The 20,900-nt window shown below is 55.0% G+C and carries 19 protein-coding genes and 1 other annotated feature; all 19 genes read right to left on the bottom strand.

Annotated elements, in window-relative coordinates; all coding sequences use genetic code 11:
* Positions 1-14: 14 nt before the first annotated feature.
* The 19 genes from scpC to BLQ99_RS03720 all read right to left on the bottom strand — a co-directional run bounded on the left by scpC (position 15) and on the right by BLQ99_RS03720 (position 20,881).
* Entirely contained in the window at positions 15-1,520 is a 1,506-nt protein-coding gene (gene scpC / locus BLQ99_RS03810) for a succinyl-CoA:acetate CoA-transferase ScpC (protein ID WP_093688297.1), read from the bottom strand.
* 479 nt (positions 1,521-1,999) lie between these two features.
* On the bottom strand, positions 2,000-2,641 hold the full coding sequence (locus BLQ99_RS03805) for a redox-sensing transcriptional repressor Rex (protein WP_093688295.1): 642 nt from the start codon (positions 2,639-2,641) through the stop codon (positions 2,000-2,002).
* A gap of 171 nt (positions 2,642-2,812) precedes the next feature.
* Entirely contained in the window at positions 2,813-4,537 is a 1,725-nt protein-coding gene (locus tag BLQ99_RS03800) for an NADH-dependent [FeFe] hydrogenase, group A6 (RefSeq protein WP_093688293.1), read from the bottom strand.
* Between the two features lie 17 nt (positions 4,538-4,554).
* Positions 4,555-6,345: an NADH-quinone oxidoreductase subunit NuoF gene (gene nuoF, locus BLQ99_RS03795; RefSeq protein WP_093688291.1), complete on the bottom strand. Its 1,791-nt coding sequence runs from the start codon at positions 6,343-6,345 to the stop codon at positions 4,555-4,557.
* Between the two features lie 31 nt (positions 6,346-6,376).
* On the bottom strand, positions 6,377-6,742 hold the full coding sequence (locus BLQ99_RS03790; protein WP_093688289.1) for a (2Fe-2S) ferredoxin domain-containing protein: 366 nt from the start codon (positions 6,740-6,742) through the stop codon (positions 6,377-6,379).
* Complete coding sequence (locus BLQ99_RS03785) at positions 6,729-7,292, bottom strand: ATP-binding protein (RefSeq protein WP_093688287.1); 564 nt, start codon at positions 7,290-7,292, stop codon at positions 6,729-6,731. The genes BLQ99_RS03790 and BLQ99_RS03785 overlap by 14 nt, the downstream gene beginning before the upstream one ends.
* A gap of 2 nt (positions 7,293-7,294) precedes the next feature.
* Positions 7,295-7,795 (bottom strand): NADH-quinone oxidoreductase subunit NuoE, encoded by a 501-nt coding sequence (nuoE, locus tag BLQ99_RS03780; protein WP_093688285.1) that lies wholly within the window; start codon positions 7,793-7,795, stop codon positions 7,295-7,297.
* Between the two features lie 60 nt (positions 7,796-7,855).
* Positions 7,856-8,599 (bottom strand): PHP domain-containing protein, encoded by a 744-nt coding sequence (locus tag BLQ99_RS03775; RefSeq protein WP_093688283.1) that lies wholly within the window; start codon positions 8,597-8,599, stop codon positions 7,856-7,858.
* A complete protein-coding gene (locus BLQ99_RS03770) occupies positions 8,599-8,940 on the bottom strand; it encodes a DRTGG domain-containing protein (RefSeq protein WP_093688281.1) in 342 nt (113 codons plus the stop codon). The genes BLQ99_RS03775 and BLQ99_RS03770 overlap by 1 nt, the downstream gene beginning before the upstream one ends.
* A gap of 3 nt (positions 8,941-8,943) precedes the next feature.
* The gene (locus tag BLQ99_RS03765; protein WP_093688279.1) at positions 8,944-10,287 is read right to left on the bottom strand and encodes a [Fe-Fe] hydrogenase large subunit C-terminal domain-containing protein; all 1,344 of its coding nucleotides are present in this window, start codon (positions 10,285-10,287) and stop codon (positions 8,944-8,946) included.
* 16 nt (positions 10,288-10,303) lie between these two features.
* Positions 10,304-10,735 (bottom strand): ATP-binding protein, encoded by a 432-nt coding sequence (locus BLQ99_RS03760; RefSeq protein WP_171904587.1) that lies wholly within the window; start codon positions 10,733-10,735, stop codon positions 10,304-10,306.
* A 6-nt stretch (positions 10,736-10,741) separates the two neighbouring features.
* Positions 10,742-11,092: a DRTGG domain-containing protein gene (locus BLQ99_RS03755; RefSeq protein WP_093688277.1), complete on the bottom strand. Its 351-nt coding sequence runs from the start codon at positions 11,090-11,092 to the stop codon at positions 10,742-10,744.
* Positions 11,093-11,310: 218 nt separating this feature from the next.
* The gene (locus BLQ99_RS03750; protein ID WP_093688275.1) at positions 11,311-12,549 is read right to left on the bottom strand and encodes an O-antigen ligase family protein; all 1,239 of its coding nucleotides are present in this window, start codon (positions 12,547-12,549) and stop codon (positions 11,311-11,313) included.
* Positions 12,550-12,598: 49 nt separating this feature from the next.
* Positions 12,599-13,879, bottom strand: coding sequence for a bifunctional folylpolyglutamate synthase/dihydrofolate synthase (locus BLQ99_RS03745; RefSeq protein ID WP_093688273.1), 1,281 nt, complete (start codon positions 13,877-13,879; stop codon positions 12,599-12,601).
* A 13-nt stretch (positions 13,880-13,892) separates the two neighbouring features.
* A complete protein-coding gene (locus BLQ99_RS03740) occupies positions 13,893-16,547 on the bottom strand; it encodes a valine--tRNA ligase (RefSeq protein ID WP_093688271.1) in 2,655 nt (884 codons plus the stop codon).
* Between the two features lie 49 nt (positions 16,548-16,596).
* Positions 16,597-16,821: a binding site (T-box leader), on the bottom strand.
* A 52-nt stretch (positions 16,822-16,873) separates the two neighbouring features.
* On the bottom strand, positions 16,874-18,334 hold the full coding sequence (locus BLQ99_RS03735) for a menaquinone biosynthesis decarboxylase (protein WP_093688269.1): 1,461 nt from the start codon (positions 18,332-18,334) through the stop codon (positions 16,874-16,876).
* A gap of 39 nt (positions 18,335-18,373) precedes the next feature.
* Complete coding sequence (gene tatC / locus BLQ99_RS03730; protein WP_093688267.1) at positions 18,374-19,150, bottom strand: twin-arginine translocase subunit TatC; 777 nt, start codon at positions 19,148-19,150, stop codon at positions 18,374-18,376.
* 11 nt (positions 19,151-19,161) lie between these two features.
* On the bottom strand, positions 19,162-19,350 hold the full coding sequence (locus tag BLQ99_RS03725) for a Sec-independent protein translocase subunit TatA/TatB (RefSeq protein ID WP_093688265.1): 189 nt from the start codon (positions 19,348-19,350) through the stop codon (positions 19,162-19,164).
* 151 nt (positions 19,351-19,501) lie between these two features.
* Entirely contained in the window at positions 19,502-20,881 is a 1,380-nt protein-coding gene (locus BLQ99_RS03720) for an FAD-binding oxidoreductase (RefSeq protein WP_093688263.1), read from the bottom strand.
* Positions 20,882-20,900: the final 19 nt, after the last annotated feature.

Raw genomic sequence — 20,900 nt, 5'->3', positions numbered from 1 at the left:
GTCCTCCTTTGCAGTTACTTTTTCATTGTACCGGTTTGCATGAACCGGATATGCCAAGAAAGAGCTTCCTCCAGCAAATGCGGAGTATGGGCAAAGCCGGTGGCTTTTTCCGCTCTTTCGAGGTAATCAAGCAGCATGGGTTGATAATCGGGGTGAGCGCAGTTATTGATGATGACCCGGGCCCGTTCTTTCGGGCTTAAGCCCCGCACATCGGCAACACCGCGTTCGGTAATGAAGACGTCAACATCGTGTTCGGTGTGGTCGATATGGGAGCACATCGGCACGATGGAGGAGATTGCGCCGCCTTTGGCCACCGAACTGGTGAAGAAGAAGGTCAGATAGCCGTTGCGGGCGTAATCGCCGGAACCGCCAATCCCGTTCATCATCTTGGTTCCCATGATATGGGTGGAGTTGACATGACCAAAAATGTCGAACTCGATAGCGGTGTTCATGGCAATGACGCCTATCCGGCGGGCAACTTCCGGGTTATTGGAAATTTCCTGCGGACGGAGCAGGATCTTTTTGCGGTATTCGGCAATGTTGGTGTAGAAACGCTTGAGACCTTCCGGTGAAGGCGTAAGCGATGTACCGGAAGCAAAAGTAAGCTTGCCGGCGTCAATAAGGTCCAACATGCCGTCCTGAATGACCTCAGTATACACGGAAAGGTTTTCAAACGGCGAATCGACAAGACCGGAGATTACGGCATTGGCAACCGAACCTACGCCCGACTGCAGCGGCAGCAGATTTTTCGGCAGCCGCCCGTGCTTAATCTCATTATTCAAAAACTCAATAAGATGACCACTCATGGCCCGGGCGTCATCGTCGATAGCCGCCAGCGGACGAACGGCATCCGGCAGGTCGCAGGGAACTATGTAGGTTATTTTATCGACGCCGCAGGGAATGTAGGGAGTGCCAATCCGGTCATCCGCCTTCACGATCGGAATCGGTTCGCGGTTAGGTGGATCTTTCGGAATATATACGTCATGCATGCCTTCCAATTCAAGGGGCTGCGTAACGTTAACTTCCACAATGACAATGTCGGCGTCCTGCACGAAAGATGCCGAGTTGCCCAGTGATGTAGTAGGAATAATGTGACCTTCTTCGGTGATGGCGCAAGCCTCGACAATGGCTACATCAACCTTGCCGCCCAAAAAGCCGTAGCGCGCCATTTGGGCTACGTGGCTGAGATGCAGGTCGGTGTACTGGATGGAGCCGTTATTAATCATTTTGCGGATAGCTTCATTGGTCTGATAAGGCAGTCGTTTGGCAATGCCATTGGCCTCGGCCAGGGCGCCATCCAACTCCTTGCCGACCGAAGCGCCGGTCCACAGGTTAACCTGGAATTTCTCCTTTTTCATTCTTTCCGCCAACGCCAGGGGCACAGCTTTCGGATAACCGGCGGGAGTAAAGCCGCTGGTACCGATATTCATGCCCGGCTTGATGATGGCGGCCGCTTCCTCGGCGCTGACAATCTTGGCATGCAGCGCACTGTTGCGGACGCGGTCACGAATGTCAATCATGGCACTCTCCTCCTCAATAAAAAATATATAAGTCCATGCTACTGGGAAAACCCTTTAGCAGCATCGCCAAGCTACGCGGCGCCTCTTTCCCCTTACGTTTTTACATACTGTCTATTTCGCAATGTTACATTTATTATCAGCGAAAAGGCAGAAAATATATACGCCGGCGTTTTGACACAAAAAAACACCAATGTTTATTTTGCATAAATGTTGGACAAATGCAAAATAAACCTTGGTGTTCATACTTGCCTATGGCCTCCTAACCCTCAGCCAAAGGTCTGTACGAACCTGGTTTTCTGCGCACTTTCAGTCTGGCAACCTGACCATCCTGTCCGTGCATTAATCATCGTTAAACTAATGGTAAAGGCGCGTACCGCAGCCGCAAAGCTTCGGTTTCTTTACCACGCTATAATATTCCATAATAACGCGATAAATTCCTGCTACGTTTGCAGAAAAATTAACGTTTTTTTACTTATTTTTTACTTATCGCAAAGTTGCCGGGACAAATAGTAGGACAAACTGCTCAGTCCCACCGACAAGTCCTCGCTGACAATGCGGACCGATGGGGGCACGTTCACTTTGATGGGCGCAAAATTCCAAATCCCCCGTACCCCGGCGGCAACAAGCCGGTTGGCCACGTCTTGGGCCTGTTCGGCAGGAACGGTAATAACGCCGATTTGAACGCCTATTTCTTTAACCACCATCTCCAAATCTTGCAGATGGTGCACCTGAACGCCATTAACTTTCTGTCCGACCTTCGCCGGGTCTACGTCAAAAATGGCGACCAGATTAAAGCCGAGGGAAGCAAAGTTGCGGTAATTGGCCAGGGCCCAGCCGAGGTGACCAATCCCGACGATAGCAATGTTCCAGTTGCGGTGGAGTCCCAAGATTTCACCGATGTGACGGATAAGCTCGCGCACATAATAGCCCACGCCTTTTTTGCCAAACTCGCCGAACGAAGCCAGATCCTTGCGGATTTGTTCGGGTGTTACACCAATTCGCCGGCCAAGTTCTTCCGAGGAGATGATTTCCACCCCTTCCTCCTGCGCTTGGCGGAGCGTGCGAAAATAAAGCGGCAAGCGATCAATTGTGGCTTTGGAGATGACGATATGCCCTTTCAAAAAGCGGTCCTCCCCCCGATAATGTTCTTCTACATATTCGGATTTAGGCGAAGAAAATCCTGCTACTTTGTTCAAAAAAGCACAGATATATATTATCGTATTTTCTAACCTTCCAATAAATAACGGTTATGACAAAGAAGGCGACCAACCGGTCGCCTTCTTTGTCAGCCTTTAGCCGCGCTTTTGCGGATGGTAGTGGGTATGGAGCAGGTGATGCGATTTTTCGCCCAGCGGCCTTCCCAGCCATGTCTCGTAGAGTTCTTTAATAGCCGGGTTTTCATGGGATTTTCGCAGCTGCGAACAGCTGTCGCACTCGTAAATGGACTTGATGCGCTGCTGGCGAACTTCGGCGCAGACCGGAATGGGCTGGCCGCCGCCACCGATACAGCCGCCGGGACAAGCCATAATTTCAATGAAATGATAGTCGGCTTCACCCCGCCGGATTTGGTCAAGCAGCATCCGGGCATTAGCCAGGGTATGGGCTACCGCCACCTTAACCGTCAGGTCGCCGACCGGTACCTCGGCTTCTTTGATACCGGTAAGGCCGCGGACGTTATGGAAATCAATGCACGCCAACTCTTTGCCGGTAACGAGTTCGGCCACCGTCCGCAGCGCCGCCTCCATAACGCCGCCGGTTGCGCCGAAGATAACGCCGGCGCCGGTCGAAATACCTAGGGGCGCATCATATTCTTCTTCCGGTAAACCGGCAAAATCAATGCCTGCTTCGCGGATCATGCGAGCCAGTTCCCGGGTGGTAAGAACATAGTCAACGTCCTGATACCCGCTGGCGCGCATCTCCGGCCGTACGGCCTCGGCCTTTTTCGCGGTGCAGGGCATGATGGACACCGATACGATGTCTTTGGGGTCAATGCCCATCTTCTCCGCATAGTATGTTTTGGCAAGCGCGCCAAACATCTGCTGCGGCGATTTGGCGGTGGAAAGGTGATCCAGCAGGTCAGGGTACATTAGTTCAATGAAGTTTACCCAACCGGGGCTGCAAGAGGTAATCATCGGCAGTTTACCGCCCTTGGCCAGCCGGTCAAGAAACTCCGAACCCTCTTCCATGATGGTTAAGTCAGCCGTGAAGTCGGTGTCAAAAACTTTGTCAAAACCAAGTCGGCGCAGCGCAGCCACCATTTTGCCGGTAACAATGCTGCCGGTGCCCATGCCCAGCGCCTCGCCCAAGGCGACCCGCACAGCCGGCGCGGTCTGGACGACAACATGTTTCGCCGGGTCACTGAGGGCCCGCCAAACGGCAGCGGTGTCATCTTTTTCGACAATGGCGGCAGTCGGGCAAACGGTAGCACATTGCCCGCAATAAGTGCAGGCAACCTCGTGAAGCCCTTGTTTGAACGCAGGCGACACAATGGTATCGAAGCCGCGGTTAACAAAGCTGTACACATGAACACCCTGGCGCTCGCTGCACGCCCGGATGCACCGACCGCACTTTATACACTTGGAAGGATCGCGCACCAGTGAGGGGTTCTCGGCATCAAGCGGGTAGAAATTTGTCTCGCCGTCAAACCGGACTTTGCGAATACCGAGGTCGGCGGCAATGGTCTGCAGTTCGCAGTTTAAGTTCCGCTGGCAGGAAAGGCAGTCTTGCGGATGGTTCGCCAGGAGCAGCTCCACGACCAGCTTGCGCGCTTCCCGCACAGCTGGGGTATTCGTCCGCACCACCATTCCTTCACTTACGGGATAAACACAGGATGCGACCAGCGTACGCGCTCCTTCCACTTCGACCATGCAGACGCGGCAGGCACCCTCCGGCCTCAGTTCAGGATGATAGCACAGGCTGGGAATTTTAACGCCGCAGGACCGGGCCGCTTCCAAAACTGTCGCGGTTTTTGGTACTTGTATCTTTTGGCCGTCGATTGTTATATTAACCATTTCCATTGTTTCACGCTCCTATCTTAGCCCTTGATAATGGCCTTAAAGGGGCACTTGGCCATACAGGCGCCGCACTTGATACATTTTGCTTGATCGATGCCGTGCCGCCCTTTGATTTCGCCGCTGATCGCCTCGACCGGGCATGCTTTCTTGCAAAGACCGCAGCCTTTACACAGCTCGGTGATCTGATAGCCGGACAGTTTGGCGCAGACTCCGGCCGGACAGCGCTTGTCATTAATATGGGCCTCGTATTCATGGCGGAAATAGCGCAGCGTGCTGAGCACCGGATTGGGAGCCGTCTGCCCCAGTCCGCACAGCGCCGTAGCCTTAATATTTTTCGCCATTTCCTCTAGCAGGGCAATATCATCCGGGCGACCCTCGCCTTCGGTAATGCGGGTAAGGATTTCCAGCATGCGTTTGGTGCCCTCGCGGCAGGGTGTACACTTACCGCACGACTCCGACTGGGTAAAGTTGAGGAAAAATTTAGCCACGTCGACCATGCACGTCGTTTCGTCCATAACGACAAGGCCGCCGGAACCCATCATCGCGCCTGCCTGGGTGAGTGAATCATAATCTATGGGCAGATCAAGCAGTTCTTCCGGCAGACAGCCACCTGACGGACCACCGATTTGGACGGCCTTAAACTTGCGGCCACCGGGGATGCCGCCACCGATGTCATAGATGATTTCCCGCATGGTAATACCCATGGGAACTTCTGCCAGACCGGTATTGTTAATCCGGCCGGTAAGCGCAAAGACTTTGGTCCCTTTGCTGCGCTCGGTGCCGATGCCGGCATACCAGTCGGCGCCCTGCGTAATAATTTGCGGCACGTTGGCAAAAGTCTCGACATTGTTAATGTTAGTGGGCTTGCCCCACAGACCGGAAATAGCCGGGAAAGGCGGCCGCGGCCGCGGCATGCCACGCTTGCCTTCAATCGAGGCCAGCAGCGCCGTTTCTTCACCACAGACAAACGCGCCGGCGCCTTCTTTGATTTTCAGGTGGAAATTAAAACCGGTTCCTAAGATGTTGTCGCCCAACAGCCCCATGTCCTCGGCTTGTTTGATGGCCAGCTTGAGACGTTTTATCGCCAGCGGGTATTCAGCCCGCACATAGACATAGCCTTCATCGGCGCCAATGGCGTAGCCGCAAATGGCCATACCCTCGATGACGCGATGCGGATCGCCCTCGAGAACGCTGCGGTCCATGAAAGCCCCAGGGTCGCCCTCGTCGGCGTTGCAGACTACATACTTCTTATCACCTTTGGCATTACGGGTAAACTCCCACTTCAATCCAGTGGGGAAACCGCCGCCGCCCCGGCCGCGCAGGCCCGACTTTTTGACTTCGGCCACTACCTGCTCGGGGGTCATTTCCGTCAACGCTTTGGCCAAGGCGTCATAACCGCCGACCGCGATATATTCTTCGATCGACTCAGGATTGATATGGCCACAGTTGGCCAGCACCAACCGCATTTGTTTTTTATAAAACCCAATTTCACTGTAATGGGGAATTTTCTCGTGTGAGACCGGCTCGCGGTATAAAAGCCGCTCGACGATCCGCCCCTTGTACAGGTGGCTTTCGACCAGTTCCGGCACGTCGCTTTCCTGCACACGGCAGTAAAAAACGCCTTCCGGATAGACGATGACAACCGGCCCCATTTCACAGAAGCCATGACAGCCGGTTTCGACAACTTTGACTTCTTTGTCCAAGCCTGTTCTGGCCAGCTCAGCGCGCAAAGCCGCTTCCACTTTCTTGGATCCGGAAGAAACGCAGCCCGTGCCGGCGCAAATAAGAACATGCGCTCTAATATGTTCCATTTTCTTTCCTCCCATTCACTGCAGGTCCTAATTAAGCGTCGAGTTTACCGACAACCAGTTCTTCCACGATGCGCCCGTTGACGACATGCTCGGCAATGATCTTGGGTACGTCGGCCACTTTGACCTTGCCGTAGGTGATGCGGGGCTCACCGGGACGAATTACGTCGACCAACACTTCCTTTTCGCACATGCCAATGCACCCCGTCTGCCGGACGGTTACATCCTGGAGCTTGCGCTTGGCAACCTCGTCGAGAATGGCGGCCATCACTTCGCGCGCGCCGGCAGCGATACCGCATGTCCCCATACCGACAATAATTTGCGTACCGGCTCCGTGTCTCAGTTTGGTCTGGGCCTGAACCTGTTCACGCAACCGTTTTAAATCCTCAATGGTTTTCATCTGTCACACCTCCGTATAAATTAGCTAACCCTTCCCGCAAATACTCCTTTAGCCAGGCAAGCACCTCCGGGTGGCTGAACGGCACCCCGTCCAAAACGGCTTTAAGTTCCCGTGTCACCAGGGTAAACTCGCGTTCACCCACTTTATGACGGTAAGAAAAGTCCAAATCCGGATTAGCGACAATAATCGCGAGCACCGTGCCAGCTATATCGCCAAGGGGCGGCCGGTCCCAATGACTGCGACCATAAACCGCCTTTATCATTGTTCCCCTGCCCGGCTGTGAATCAATTGTTAAATAACCGCCCGTGCGCCGCGCCGTCATTTCTGCCAGCGGCAGCCCCAAGCCGACTCGGCGGGTAGTTCTGCTGGTTACAAACGGGTCGGTAGCCTGTCGGCGCATAGTTTCATCCATACCCCGCCCGTTGTCGCTTACCTGCAGCGCCAAGAGGTCATGCTCCGCATCTTCGATAATTGATACTTCTACAGCGCTGGCCCCCGCCTCAATCGAGTTTTGTACCAAATCGAGAATATGCAGGGACAAGTCGCGCATGTTTACGAGTATTTAGCCAAGATGTCCGGGATAACTTCCGGCGTCAAACGGCCGTGCGTATCATCGTTGATCATCATGACCGGAGCAAGACCGCAGGCGCCAATGCAAGCCACCGTTTCCAGCGTAAATTTGAGATCGGCCGTCGTACCGCCGGCCGTAATCTTGAGGTTTTCCTCGAGTGCTTTCAGAATGGCTTTGGCGCCGCGCACATGACACGCTGTACCCTGGCAGACGCGAATAATGTTACGGCCCCGCGGGTTAAGATGGAATTGAGCATAAAAAGTGACAACGCCGTAAATTTGGCTCACAGGAATGTCCAACTTCTTAGAAATATACTCAATAACCTCTTTGGACAGATAACCATAGGCGTTTTGCGCCTCCTGCAAAACCGGGATAAGGGCGCCTTTAACTCCCTGGTATTTGGCCAGAATTTCATCAAGTTGAGTCAGCGCCGTGGATTGGCCGCCTGAGCAGCAGCAATTGTGTTCCTTATTACCAGTCATTCGTTTCGAAAGCCTCCTTTGTGAATTTATTAACATATCAAGGCAAAAAAAGCATTGCGGCTAGACCACCACCACCTTTCGCTGGTTTTGCCCATATAAAGCCTGCCGGAGTTCCGCCAAGGTAGGTTGCTCTATTAAAAAAACTGTTTTCGGGCCCCGAATGAAATCATCGATAGTATGGGCATCGGAAGCAGTGACAAAAGGCAGCTTTCCTGCCTGCGGAAACCGCCCCCTTGCCTCCCGCAGGTTCACCCGGCCTGATACCTCCACGGCCGCGAGCGATAAATCGTCCGGCACAAACCCAAGCTGGGACAGGATGCTGTAAGACGGACGGTCAATATGGGCGGCGATACACAGTCCGCCAAGAGAGGAAACGGCTGTCACCGTTTCGGCCACTCCTATTTTCAGCGAAGTCAATAACAGTCGCTCTTTTTCTTCCAGCAGATTATCTTCGGCGTCAACGACAAACTGCGCGCCAAACCGGGCCGCATCGTTGACAAGATAGGGAGAATTGGCCTCGACCAGCCGCTGCCATTCCCGCAAAGCGGCTAGCTGATCAAACAGGACAATCAGATGAACTTCTTCCCGCGTCTCCACTTCCATGCCCGGAAGCACCGTCACCCCTGTCCCCGCCGCCGCGGCCAAAGCGGCCGGCACATTGTCGCCGGCATTGTGGTCGGTGATGGCCACAATATCAATGCCTACGGCGGCAGCGTGCAAGATAATGTTGCGCGGCGTCATTTCCACAGCGGCGCACGGTGACAGTACGGTGTGAACATGAAGGTCAGCAACGTACCGGCGCATCACAAGCCCCGCACACCCATGCTGTACAGCCGGCCAACTGCCTCGAAAGCTGAAAGAGCAGTGGCAAGAAGGACAACTTCCTCGGCCGCCGCTTTTTTTACCGTAGCGTCCTCAGGCCGGACGCCGCCGGCAATGACGACGGCTGTCAGGCCGGTCAGGGCTGCGACGGCCACGACGTTAGGATGGGCCTGCATCGTAACCCACACACCGCCGCCCGGCGCCTGCGCCATGACATTACTGAGCAAGTCGGACACATAACCGCCGGTAACGGCGCCGTCCAGGCGACCTGCGCCGGCTAATACCTCCGCTTCCAAAGCGTCTGCCAATTCCTTAACGGTCATATCTTACTCCCCATTTTCTTTATCCAGTGATGGCGGCAGTTTTTCCGCCAGGTCTACCATTTCCTTCGCCAAATCGCGCACCCGCTCCCGCAATTTAAACACGCAGTCCGTTTCGCTGGCTGTGCCCTGCGCGATGTCTTCGGCCAAGGCCTTGCAGTTTGGCGAACCGCAGGAGCCGCAGTCCAGGCCGGGCAACTTTTTCAGCATTGTCTCCATGACTTCCACTTTGTACATGGCCTTAAAAATATCCTCGTCCAGGCGCAGGATGGGCCGGGGCTCAATCGCCCGCCGTTCGGCGCCGCCCAGTTCGGCTTCGTCAAAAGACTGGCGGGGCTGCTTGCCGTTTTTGCCATCCTCTTGCTGCATGAGCTTGAGTCGCTGTTTCATGCGGTGTTCGGCCACAAAGCGGTTTTCCACGGTGAGCGGCCCGCCGATGCAGCCGCCGGCGCAGGCCAGCCCTTCAATATAGTCCACCCCGGCAAGTTTGCCAAGAGCCACCTGATCCAGGACGTCGCTGACGTTGTGAATTTCGTGGACCACAAGCGCGTTGTCCACTTTAGCCGCCACCGTTTCGCCGCCGGCGCAGGCCCAGCCGATGCCGAGCCAGGAAGCGCGACGGCCGCACTTATCATTAGCATCAACATCAGGATTGACCGGCAACGTTTTAAGAAGAAAGCTGTAAACCTGCGCAATGGCCAGTGCGCCGCTAATATTGGATTTCTCCGTTCCCAGCGGCTGCCGGACGGCCGTCATCTTGGCCGGGCAAGGCGTAATAAACCATGTTCCGATTTCTTCCGGCGCCAGCCCTAACTCGGGGCCGCGCTCCGTCCGCACCACCCGGGCGGCTACTTCTACCGGCGCGTCAACAGGAACCAAGTGATCAATTAATTCAGGGTATTTCACCTGAATGAGCCGTACGACCGCCGGACACGCGGAAGAAATCGCCGGGCGTTTGATGTCACCGCGCTGCAAATAGCGATGGACGGCCAAAGCGACAATTTCCGCACCTTGCGCGACCTCAAAGACCTCGTCAAAACCGATATTCAACAGACCGCACAAAATTGACTCGATGGGGATTTCCAGGCCGAACTGGGCATAAAGCGACGGTGCCGGCAAAGCAATATTATATTTGTAGTTTTTTAGATCGGCGAGACAATCAGTGACCGCCGTTTTGGCATGGTTGGGACAGCGCCGGATGCACTCGCCGCAGTCAATGCAGCGCGCCTCGGTAATCTGCGCCTTGCCGCCCCGGATACGAATGGCTTCCGTAGGACAACGCTTTATGCAGTTGACACATCCCTGGCAGCGACTGGCAATAAGCCGCACCGAGTGAAAATACTCTGCCATTTTCCCCACCACACAGTCATGAATGGCGGATTACCATTCGGATTTTCGTGCCCGCATTAACTTCTGATTGAATCGTAAATTCATCGGAACATTTGTGCATATTGGGTAATCCCATGCCAGCGCCAAACCCTAGCTCGCGGATATGATCCGGCGCGGTCGAAAATCCCTCTTGCATCGCCTGTTCAATATTGGCAATTCCCGGCCCTTCGTCTTCAATGGTCAGTTCAGTATGATCGGCGTAGATACAAGCGCGCAGCACGCCCCGCCACGCATGAATAATAACATTCATTTCCGCTTCATAGGCGCCGATCGCGATCCGCCGCACAATATCAGGCCGGATGCCCAACTGCTGAAGTACGCGTTTAACTTTGCTGGAAGCTTCCCCGGCGCCTTCAAAATTTCCCCCGGTCAGCGGAAACTCCAAAACAATGGCTCCATCGGCATTCACTGTCCATCACCGTTGGGAACAACCGACCAAGCCGTTGGTATATAATAGTCCGCAGGCCTCATACAAAGGAAGGCTGCAAACAAACAACGGAATACCTTTGGCCTTGGCTAACCGGACCACGTCATCGCCCGGCCGTTTGCCGCGAACAAACACGATGCCGACTAAATCGCTCACTTCGGCTGTCCGGATGACCTGAATATTGGTTAAACCCGTCAAAAGCAACGTTTTTTCTTTGGTAAAAGCCAATACGTCGCTCATCAGGTCAGCACCGCAAGCGCAGATCGCTTCCGTTTCCAGCAAGTTTTCGCCGCAAATCACCTCGGCCTGCAGTATTTCCCGGATTTGGGCCAATTTCATCTTCCCGCCTCCCCGCCACCCGTTTGCAAATGGTAGAATATAAATGTATGTTCGAAATTTCACAAAACTGCGCGGAAAAAATTAAGGGCACTAGGCCCTGTGGTTCTCTTGATTATTTTATTATTTATATAATAAAATTCGCAACAGACATAAAAAATCCCTGCCGGGCTGAAGAGGAAATATGCACTAAATTACACAAAATGTGAACGAAGTTGCACTTAAGCCCGCAGGTATGCGTTGTGCCACACCACTACCACCATGGCATTAAGCAACCAAAACAGCATTGACAGCTGGATGTTAAACAAAATGTGGTCGGTCAGGCCGCTGACAGCCAAACCCACTAACGCGGCCACCACTCCCAGCATAAGGGCAGAGGCCCACCGGTCGCCGGTATTGTCAATCAGCCGGACGGCCAGCCGCGCGTGCCCGGCCATTACGGTAAGAAAGGCAAGAAAACCGGGAATGCCGATTTCCGCGGCTATCTGCAAATAAAGATTATGGGCGTGGAAAATTTTTGTGCCGGCATTCTGGACAAAGAAGTCATATTCCGGGTATACCAGCCAATATGCCCCCCAGCCGATTCCTAAGAGCGGCCGGTCCATAATCATGGCCACGGTGCTTTCCCAAAGGGCGATGCGCAGGGTGGAAGACGTATCGGTTGGATTGATGATCGAAAGCAGCCGCTCCAGGACTGCATCATGCGCCGGCAGCACGGCCGCCGGAATTAAGAGCAATAACCAGAAGATGCGCCGGTTATGCAGCACGCCGTAGGCGCCAATCACCGCCAACACGCTAAGCCATGCGCCGCGGGAATACGTAAGTACCAAACAACCGCCCAGAAGGCCAATAAAGATAGCAAATGCCAGCCGCCGCGGGAAGGAAGGAGCACCGCGCAGCGCCAGCCCCGCAGCCAGCGCCATGATCATGACCAGAAAGCCAGCCAGGAGATTAGGATTTTGCAGCGTAGAAAAGACGCGCACTTTTAAGTCGGGAAACTGCTCACCGTCCACCCATTCAAAGGCGGAAATATCTATCCCACATACATATTGGTAAAAGCCATAGGCGGTAACAACGGCGGCCGAGGCCAGCACCGCCCATACAATACGTTTAAGCTGCGTCAGAGAGTGGACGTTGTTGATAATAATATAATAAATGATAATATACCGCCCCATCAAGTGATAATAATTGTAAAAACTAAACGAGCGGTCCGGCGAAACAAGAACGGATGCGGCCGACAATACCACTAATAGGGCGATAGGACCATCCAAAGGGGTAGGTTTGAGCGCCAGGCGCCGTGCCAAAGCCATTTTGCCGGCCCACAGCAGCGCCCCGCCACCGAGAAAAACCGTCGAAACCGTCAGGGACAACGGCAAAAAAAAGGCCACCGCAATAATGCAGTGCTCGATGAGGTAGTCCAATATATACTGAGTTTTAGTTGTCCGGTAGGTTATGTGCACAACTTTTCACCAGCTATATTATATCCAAGCGCGCCTTATTTGTCTATGTTTATGGCAAAATTATTTGCCGTACCGTACCGATAAGATACAGCGAGCCGGCCGCACAAACCACGCCATCCGCCCCGCCCAACCGGCGGGCCCGCGCCAGCCCTGCCGCAATACTCGGGGCTTCTTCCACGTAGCCGCCTATTTCCCGGGCAATTTCGCCCGGGGCCGCAGCCCGTTCGGACAACGGCGCCGCGACGACTACCTTGTCGTATGGTCGCACCAGAGCGCGCACTATACCGGCGATGTCCTTATCACGCAGTATCCCCAGCAGAAAAGTAACCGGCTGCCCGCCAAAAACCTCGTCAAGCGCAGCCCGCAGCGCCTGCGCGCCGTGGGGATTATGAGCACCGTCCACCACCACGACAGGCTCTCCGGGAAAAACTTCGAACCGTCCCGGCCAGCGCGCCGCGGCCAGTCCGGCCGCGATCGCGGCCGGCGTAATTGGTGCGCCCCGACCGGCAAGGACCAGGGCCGCCATGACGGCGATAGCACAATTTTCCACCTGGTGCCGCCCAAGCAAGGTAAGGGAAAAAGGCCCGAGCCTACCATGTTGTGCGGTATGAACGGCGACCTTTTGGCAATAGCCGTGCTGTCCCAGATACTCGCCGGCAAAGTCCTGTCCCCGCACGTACAGCATGCTGCCGCAGGCCGCAGCCGTCTGGCGGATTACGGCAAGGGCTTCCCCTTCGGCAGCAGTGACGACCGGCACGCCCGCCTTGATAATGCCGGCCTTGTGCCGGGCAATTTCCCTAACCGTGGCGCCGCAGCGGTCGGTATGTTCCAAGGCTACATTAGTAATAACCGCTACTTCGGGGCTAACGACATTGGTCGAGTCCAAGAGGCCCCCAAGGCCAACCTCGATGACAGCATACTCCACTTTCGCCTCGGCAAAATAATGAAAGGCCGCCGCCGTCAGGACTTCAAATTCGGTAGGGTGCTCCCACCCCTCTGCCGTCATCTGCTCAACAAACCGGCGGGTATGCTCAATCGCGGCTGCGAAAGCGGCAGGGGCGGCCGGACGGCCGTCCACCGCCATCCGCTCAGTGTACTCTACTAAATGGGGCGATGTATACATCCCGGTTTTCACCCCGCTCGCCTGCAAGATTGCGGCCAGCATCGCCGTAGTCGAGCCCTTGCCGTTGGTGCCGGTAACATGCACCGTACGGTAGCGGCGCTCAGGATGGCCCATCAGGTCAAGCAGTCGTTCGATGCGGGCCAGTCCGAGATTAATGCCGAATTTATTCAGCGTTGCCAGATATTCCAGGGCTTGTTGGTAAGTCATAGGCCGGCCTTCCTTATGCCAGTTTGGCAAGATAGGCGAGCCGCTCAAGGATGGCCGCCCGTTTTTCCTGGTATTCCCGTTCACGGGCCCGCTCTTTCTCTACCACATCGGCGGGAGCTTTGGCCAGAAAGCCGGGATTGGCCAGTTTACCGGCAATGCGGGCGATTTCTTTTTCCAACCCCGCCAGTTCTTTATTCAGCCGGGCTGTTTCTTTTTCTACGTCAATCAACCCTTTGAGGGGGAGGTATACTTCCACCCCGCTGACCACGGCCGCCATGGCGTTTTCCGGTTTATCGGCGTCGGCGCCGCAAATGGCGACGGACTCAGCGGCGGCCAGCGCCTGCAGATAGGCGATGTTCGCCCGGAATACTTCCGCCAGCTCTTCTGCGGCAACATGGATAATGACCTCGCTCTTTTTGCCCGGCGGCACGTTGACTTCGGCCCGCATATTGCGCACGGCTTTAATGGTGTCCATGATGGCCGTCATGTGTCGCTCCGCCTCGGCATCAATTAGCTCAGGCTGAGTCTTCGGCCAAGGGGCGACGACAATGCTTTTGCCGTCATGGGGCAGCGCCTGCCAAATGGCTTCGGTGATGAAGGGCATGAAGGGATGGAGCAGCTCCAGCGTGCCGCGCAGGACATACCATAGGACATACTGCGCAGCTCTCCGGTCCTCAATATTTTCTTTGCGATATAGCCGACCTTTGGTAAGCTCGATGTACCAGTCGCAGTACTCGTTCCAGATGAATTCGTACAGCAGCCGGGCCGCCTCGCCCAGTTCAAACTTCTCCAGGTTGGCCGTCACATCCGTAACGGTTTGCGCGTAGCGGCTTAAGATCCAGCGGTCTGCCAGGGTAAACCGGGCGGGATCGGGACAGTCGGCGGCGTCAAAGCCGTCGAGGTTCATGAGCACGAACCGCGAGGCATTCCAGATTTTATTGGCGAAGTTCCGGCTTGATTCGACGCGTTCCCAATAAAACCGCATGTCGTTACCCGGCGTGTTGCCGGTCACCAGGGTGAACCGGAGCGTATCGGCGCCATACTTTTCGATTACTTCCAGCGGATCAATGCCATTACCGAGCGATTTGCTCATTTTCCGTCCCTGGGCGTCGCGCACCAAGCCGTGAATAAAGACATGCCGGAAGGGAATTTCCCGCTGAAATTCCATGGCCATGAAAACCATACGCGCGACCCAGAAAAAGATAATATCATAGCCGGTTACCAAAACACTTGTCGGGTAGAAGTGAGCGAGTTCGGCCGTCTTTTCCGGCCAGCCCATGGTCGAAAAGGGCCAGAGGGCCGAACTGAACCAGGTATCCAGCACGTCCGGATCCTGCTCCACCTTACCGCCGCATTTCGGGCAGCAGGTTACATCTTCCCGCGACACGATTGTTTCACCGCATTCACAGTACCAGGCGGGAATGCGGTGGCCCCACCAGATTTGGCGGGAGATACACCAGTCGCGGATATTTTCCAGCCAGTTAATATAAATCTTGGTAAACCGCTCGGGAACAAATTTAATTTTTCCGGAGGCAACCGCCTCAATTGCCGGCTGAGCCAGCGGCTTCATGCGAACAAACCATTGTTTGGACGTCAAGGGCTCGACAACGGTGCTGCAGCGCTGGCAGTGGCCGACGGAATGAACATGTTCGTCAATGCGGACAAGATAGCCCTGTTCTTCTAAATCCCGGACAAGAGCGCGCCGGCATTCGTAGCGGTCCATGCCGGCATATTGGCCGGTGTTCTCGGCCATGGTGCCGTCAGGATTGATGACGATGATTTCAGGCAGCTGATGACGCAGGCCCATTTCAAAGTCGTTCGGGTCGTGGGCGGGCGTCACTTTCACCGCGCCGGTGCCGAACGACGGGTCAACATACGCATCGGCAATAATTGGCAGCCGCCGACCTACCAGCGGCAAAATAAGATGCTTGCCGACCAAATGGCGATAACGCCCGTCATCGGGATGAACGGCTACCGCCGTATCGCCCAGGATAGTCTCGGGGCGGGTAGTGGCGACGGTAACATATTCGCCGTCCATTCCCTCCACCGGATACCGCACATGATAGAGGTGGCCGCTCTTTTCCTCGTGTTCCACCTCGATGTCACTAAGCGCCGTCTTGCACCGGGGGCACCAGTTGGTAATGCGGTTGCCCTGGTAAATGAGGCCTTTTTCATAAAGGGAGACGAAAACTTCCCGCACTGCCCGCGAACAGCCTTCATCCATGGTAAACCGCTCACGCGGCCAATCGCAGGACGCACCAAGACTCTTGAGCTGTTTGATGATGCGGCTGCCGTACTGCCGTTTCCATTCCCAGACGCGGTCAATAAATTTTTCCCGGCCAAGGTCGTAGCGGGTCAGCCCTTCCTTGGCCAACATCTCTTCGACCTTGATCTGGGTGGCGATGCCGGCATGGTCGGTCCCGGGCATCCAGAGCGTGTTGTAACCCTGCATGCGCTTAAAGCGAATCAGAATATCCTGGAGCGTATTGTCAAGGGCGTGGCCCATGTGAAGCTGCCCGGTAACGTTGGGCGGCGGAATAACGATACTAAACGGCTCTTTGTCCGGTTCCACTTCGGCGTGGAACAACCCCTCGTCTTCCCAATATTTGTACCATTTGCTTTCCACCGTCGCCGGATCATAGACGGTCGGAATGGTTTTCTCCTCCATGCACAAACCTCCTGTCTTTTTCGCCCAAAAATAAAAAGCCTTTATCCTTCTAAAGGACGAAAGGCTTACTTCCGCGGTACCACCTTTATTCCCGCTTGCTTAAGCGGGCACTCGTGCCGGAATAACGCCCCGGCCGTGCGGGCAGACCTACTCACCCTTCAGCCTGCCGGCTCGGGGACGACTTGGCCACATGCTGATCCGAAGCGCCCTTGCAGCCCAGGAGGCGCTCTCTCTGGCGGGGCATGGGGCTACTCCTTCCCGTCATCGCCGCTTGTCAATGTTAGCATTATCATAGCAATAAATGGCTAAACCTGTCAAGTTTCCCCCTAATCCAGCCCAAGTTCGGCCCATCTAGCGTCGACCCGGCGGCGAATGTCGTCAGACATGGCAATCTCATCAGGCCACTCGCGCGGGTGCCCCTCCTCCGGCCAGGTTTTGGTAGCGTCGATGCCTACCTTGGTTCCCCAGTGCGGCATGGGCGAGGCGTGGTCAAGGGCGTCAAGAGGACCGTCAACCATGACGATGTCGCGGCGGGCGTCAATGTTGTTGAAAACGCGCCACCACACTTCATTCATGTCCTGGACATTGACATGGGCATCGACCACGATGATCATTTTGGTAAACATCATTTGTCCCATGCCCCACAGGGCATGCATTACTTTTTTGGCGTGTTGGGGGTAGCTTTTGCGGATCGATACGACGGCACAGTTATGAAATACTCCTTCCAGCGGCAGGTTGATGTCCACGATTTCCGGTAGCTGGAGTTGCAGCAGCGGCAGGAAAATCCGTTCCGTCGCTTTGGCCAGGTAACAATCCTCCATCGGCGGCTTGCCGACAATGGTAGCCGGATAGATGGGGTCGCGGCGGTGGGTAATACAGGTAAGATGAAAGACGGGATAAAGGTCGGCCAGTGAATAATAACCGGTATGGTCGCCAAAGGGACCTTCCCGGCGCAATTCGGTCAGATCGACATAGCCTTCCAGGACGATTTCACTCGTTGCCGGCACTTCCAGGTCAACGGTCTCGCACTTCACCATTTCGACCGGTTTCTTGCGCAGAAAACCGGCGAACACCATTTCATCCATGCCGGGCGGCAGCGGCGCCGTTGCCGCATAGGTTACCACCGGATCACCGCCAATTGCCACTGCCACCTCAATCCGGTTTTTGCCTGCTTCTTTATGGGCCCGGTAGTTTTCGGCTCCGCCTTTGTGGATATGCCAGTGCATCCCGGTCGTTTGCCCGTCGTAGACCTGCATGCGGTACATTCCGACATTGCGCTTGCCGGTCGTAGGATTCTTGGTAAACACCAGCGGCAGGGTGATAAATCGGCCGGCGTCACCAGGCCAGCACTTAAGGATGGGAAACTTGTCCAAGGAAGGGTTGTCCCGGATAATGACCTCTTTGCAAGGCCCGGTTTTTACCATTTTGGGAAAGTTAAACGCCGGTTTCAGGGACGGCAGCAGTTTAAGCACATCGAAAGCCCCTTGCAGCGATGCTTGCGGCAGTTTAATAAGTCGGCGGATTTCGTCGGCGATGTCGTCGATCTTGTCAACTCCCAGGGCGAGGGCCATACGCTCCATGCTGCCAAAAGCATTCATCAGCACCGGAATATCATAACCCTTAACATTTTCAAACAGCAGGGCCACGTTCTTGTCGCCCTGGCGCTTGCACACCCGGTCGGTAATTTCCGTAATTTCCAGCTCACAGTCTACCGGCGCCGTTATGCGCTTCAACCAGCCGCGCCGCTCCAGCGCCGCAATAAATTCCCGTAAGTCGTTAAAGGCCAAAACTATGCTCCTTTCGGAAACTTCTGCTCCTAGTTTCTCCTACTTACGCAGAATATACTTCACGGCCAAAATACTGATTTCATACAGAAAGAGTAAAGGAATGGCCACCATGGTCTGCGAAAAAACGTCGGGCGTCGGCGAAATCACGGCGCCGACGACGAAGGCCATAACCAGCATAATTTTCCGCTTGGCCACCAGATAGGCCGAGCTGATAAGGCCAAATTTCGCCATGATAAATATGAGCAAAGGCAATTCAAAAATAACGCCAAAGGGCAGCAAAAACGAAATGACGAAAGAAAGGTATTGGCCGATTGAGAACATCGGTTGCAAATCTTCGGTGGCAAAGCCGATGAAAAATTTAATGCCTGCCGGCAGCACGAGGAAATACGAAAAGGCCAGGCCCAGAAAGAACAGCGCCAGCGACGCGGGCACCAAAATCAGCGATGCTTGTCGCTCCCGTTTGGTCAGAGCCGGAACGACAAAGGCCCACATCTGATATAAGACGACCGGCAGGGCCAGCAAAAATCCGGCGAAAAAGGATACCTTGAGATAGGTGAAAAACGCTTCGGCCGGGTTCATATAGTATAATTTACCGGCGGGAGCGGTTATGTAATGCACAAGTTCCTGGGCATAAAAATAACAGACAATACTGCCTAGAGCCACGGCTGCCAGCGAAATCAAGAGCCGGCGGCGCAGTTCCTCCAGATGGTCGATAAGCGACATTTCCGCGCCGCCGTCAGTATCAGCAGCCTGGGCTTCGGCTTGCGGCAGGGCGACCGCTTGCTGGTCCTGAAGCTCCGTTTTGGTCTCCGCCATCTCGCCACTCCTTACTTTTTCTCTTCCGTTTTGGCTTCAGCCTTTGGCTCTTCCTTGGCCGGCTCACCCGCCGTCGCCCGCCGGAATTCCTGAATGCCCTTACCCAACGCCCGGCCTACTTCCGGTAGCTTGCCCGGACCAAAGACCACCAGGGCGATAACTAAAATTAAAATAAGTTCCGGAATGCCGAGATTAAACATGGTGTCACTCCCTAGCCTTCAATTTTGTTTGCGAATTTTTCCCAATACTATTATACCGCTCGTCCTGGGAAAATACAATGACCCCTCCACTCCCCCTACCCGGAGGGGTGCCAGTAAGCAAAGGGGGGCGGCCGTGGCCGCCACCCTTTGCTTACTGCAGTTGACCGACCAGTTTGCCGGGATTAAGAATACCGTTGGGGTCCAAGGCCTTTTTAATGGCCCGCATAACATCCAAGCCCACCTCGCCAAATTGGGCGGGCATATATTTCAGCTTTCCCAGACCGATGCCATGCTCGCCAGACAGCGTACCATCCAGCTCGAGCGCGGTCAGGAAAATTTCGTCCATGGCTTGGTAGACCCGTTCCATTTCGGTGTTGTTGCGCAGGTCGGATACGAGCGTGGGGTGAAGATTACCATCGCCGGCATGGCCAAAAGTGCCAATTTGCACGTCGTATTTTTGGGCGATTTCCGTGATGCGGCGCACCATATCAGGCACCTTGCTGCGCGGCACGGTGGCATCTTCGCAAAAGGTGGACGGACGGAGCTTGGCCAGCGACGGCAATGCCGCCCGGCGGGCCGCCCAGATCTGATCCCGCTCCTGGGCACTAGTAGCCACCCGCACCTGACCGCCGTTTTCGCGCAGAATTTTCTCCATTTTGGCCGCGTCCTGCGCAACGGTCGCCTCGTCACCGTCAACCTCGGCCAGAATTATTGCTTCGGCTTCGACCGGCAGTCCTAATTTGACAAAGCTTTCCACGGTGCGAATGGTATAGTTGTCCATAATTTCCAGGGTTGCCGGAATAATTTTGTGGCCAATAATATCGGCAATTGATTTGCCGGCGCCATTTAAATCGTGAAATACGGCAATCATGCTCTTGCGATGGGTCGGCGCCGGCACCAGCCGGACAATTATCTTGGTGATGACGCCCAGGGTACCTTCCGAACCGGTAAACAGCATGACCATATCATAGCCAGGCGAGCGCAGCGTGCGCCCGCCGAATTCGGCAATTTGGCCGTCGGCCAGCACCACTTCCAAGCCGAGGACGTAATGCTTGGTCACGCCGTATTTAAGGCCGCGCAGGCCGCCCGAATTTTCTGCAACCGTGCCACCCATGGAAGCGGTAGTGACCGTGCCGGGATCGGGCGGGTAAATAAGTCCATACTTTTCCACCGCGGCGTTGAGTTCAGCCACGATGACACCCGGCTCAACAACGGCGATGAAATTTTCCGGATCAATCTCCAGGATTGAATTCATGCGCACGGTGGATAAGACAATACCGCCGTCCATGGGGACAACGCCGGCACTAAGGTTGGTTCCCGAACCGCGCGTATAGACAGGAATTTTTTCGCGATTGGCCAAGGCCAGGACGCGCGACACTTCCTTTTTGTTCCCAGGCCGAACGACGACCTCGGGCAGCCGGGAAAAGCCGGGCGTGGCATCATAGCCGTAGCAAATTAATTCCTCCGGTGAAGTCAGCACATTTTCCCGGCCAACAATTTCGGCTAAAGCTTTAATAATGCGTGGTTCCAATTGTCTTCCTCCCCTTCTG

The sequence above is a fragment of the Sporolituus thermophilus DSM 23256 genome (assembly GCF_900102435.1).
Classification (GTDB): domain Bacteria; phylum Bacillota; class Negativicutes; order Sporomusales; family Thermosinaceae; genus Thermosinus; species Thermosinus thermophilus.
The sequence above is the reverse complement of the archived record's forward strand: the minus strand, read 5'-3'. Positions and strand labels throughout refer to the sequence as shown.

Excerpts from the sequence above, each read along its gene's own strand:
- scpC (WP_093688297.1), bottom strand. The coding sequence starts at position 1,520 with ATGATTGACATTCGTGACCGCGTCCGCAACAGTGCGCTGCATGCCAAG.
- BLQ99_RS03800 (WP_093688293.1), bottom strand. The coding sequence starts at position 4,537 with ATGGAAATGGTTAATATAACAATCGACGGCCAAAAGATACAAGTACCA.
- nuoF (WP_093688291.1), bottom strand. The coding sequence starts at position 6,345 with ATGGAACATATTAGAGCGCATGTTCTTATTTGCGCCGGCACGGGCTGC.
- BLQ99_RS03790 (WP_093688289.1), bottom strand. The coding sequence starts at position 6,742 with ATGAAAACCATTGAGGATTTAAAACGGTTGCGTGAACAGGTTCAGGCC.
- BLQ99_RS03785 (WP_093688287.1), bottom strand. The coding sequence starts at position 7,292 with ATGCGCGACTTGTCCCTGCATATTCTCGATTTGGTACAAAACTCGATT.
- nuoE (WP_093688285.1), bottom strand. The coding sequence starts at position 7,795 with ATGACTGGTAATAAGGAACACAATTGCTGCTGCTCAGGCGGCCAATCC.
- BLQ99_RS03775 (WP_093688283.1), bottom strand. The coding sequence starts at position 8,599 with ATGCGCCGGTACGTTGCTGACCTTCATGTTCACACCGTACTGTCACCG.
- BLQ99_RS03770 (WP_093688281.1), bottom strand. The coding sequence starts at position 8,940 with ATGACCGTTAAGGAATTGGCAGACGCTTTGGAAGCGGAGGTATTAGCC.
- BLQ99_RS03765 (WP_093688279.1), bottom strand. The coding sequence starts at position 10,287 with ATGGCAGAGTATTTTCACTCGGTGCGGCTTATTGCCAGTCGCTGCCAG.
- BLQ99_RS03755 (WP_093688277.1), bottom strand. The coding sequence starts at position 11,092 with ATGAAATTGGCCCAAATCCGGGAAATACTGCAGGCCGAGGTGATTTGC.
- BLQ99_RS03745 (WP_093688273.1), bottom strand. The coding sequence starts at position 13,879 with ATGACTTACCAACAAGCCCTGGAATATCTGGCAACGCTGAATAAATTC.
- BLQ99_RS03740 (WP_093688271.1), bottom strand. The coding sequence starts at position 16,547 with ATGGAGGAGAAAACCATTCCGACCGTCTATGATCCGGCGACGGTGGAA.
- tatC (WP_093688267.1), bottom strand. The coding sequence starts at position 19,150 with ATGGCGGAGACCAAAACGGAGCTTCAGGACCAGCAAGCGGTCGCCCTG.
- BLQ99_RS03725 (WP_093688265.1), bottom strand. The coding sequence starts at position 19,350 with ATGTTTAATCTCGGCATTCCGGAACTTATTTTAATTTTAGTTATCGCC.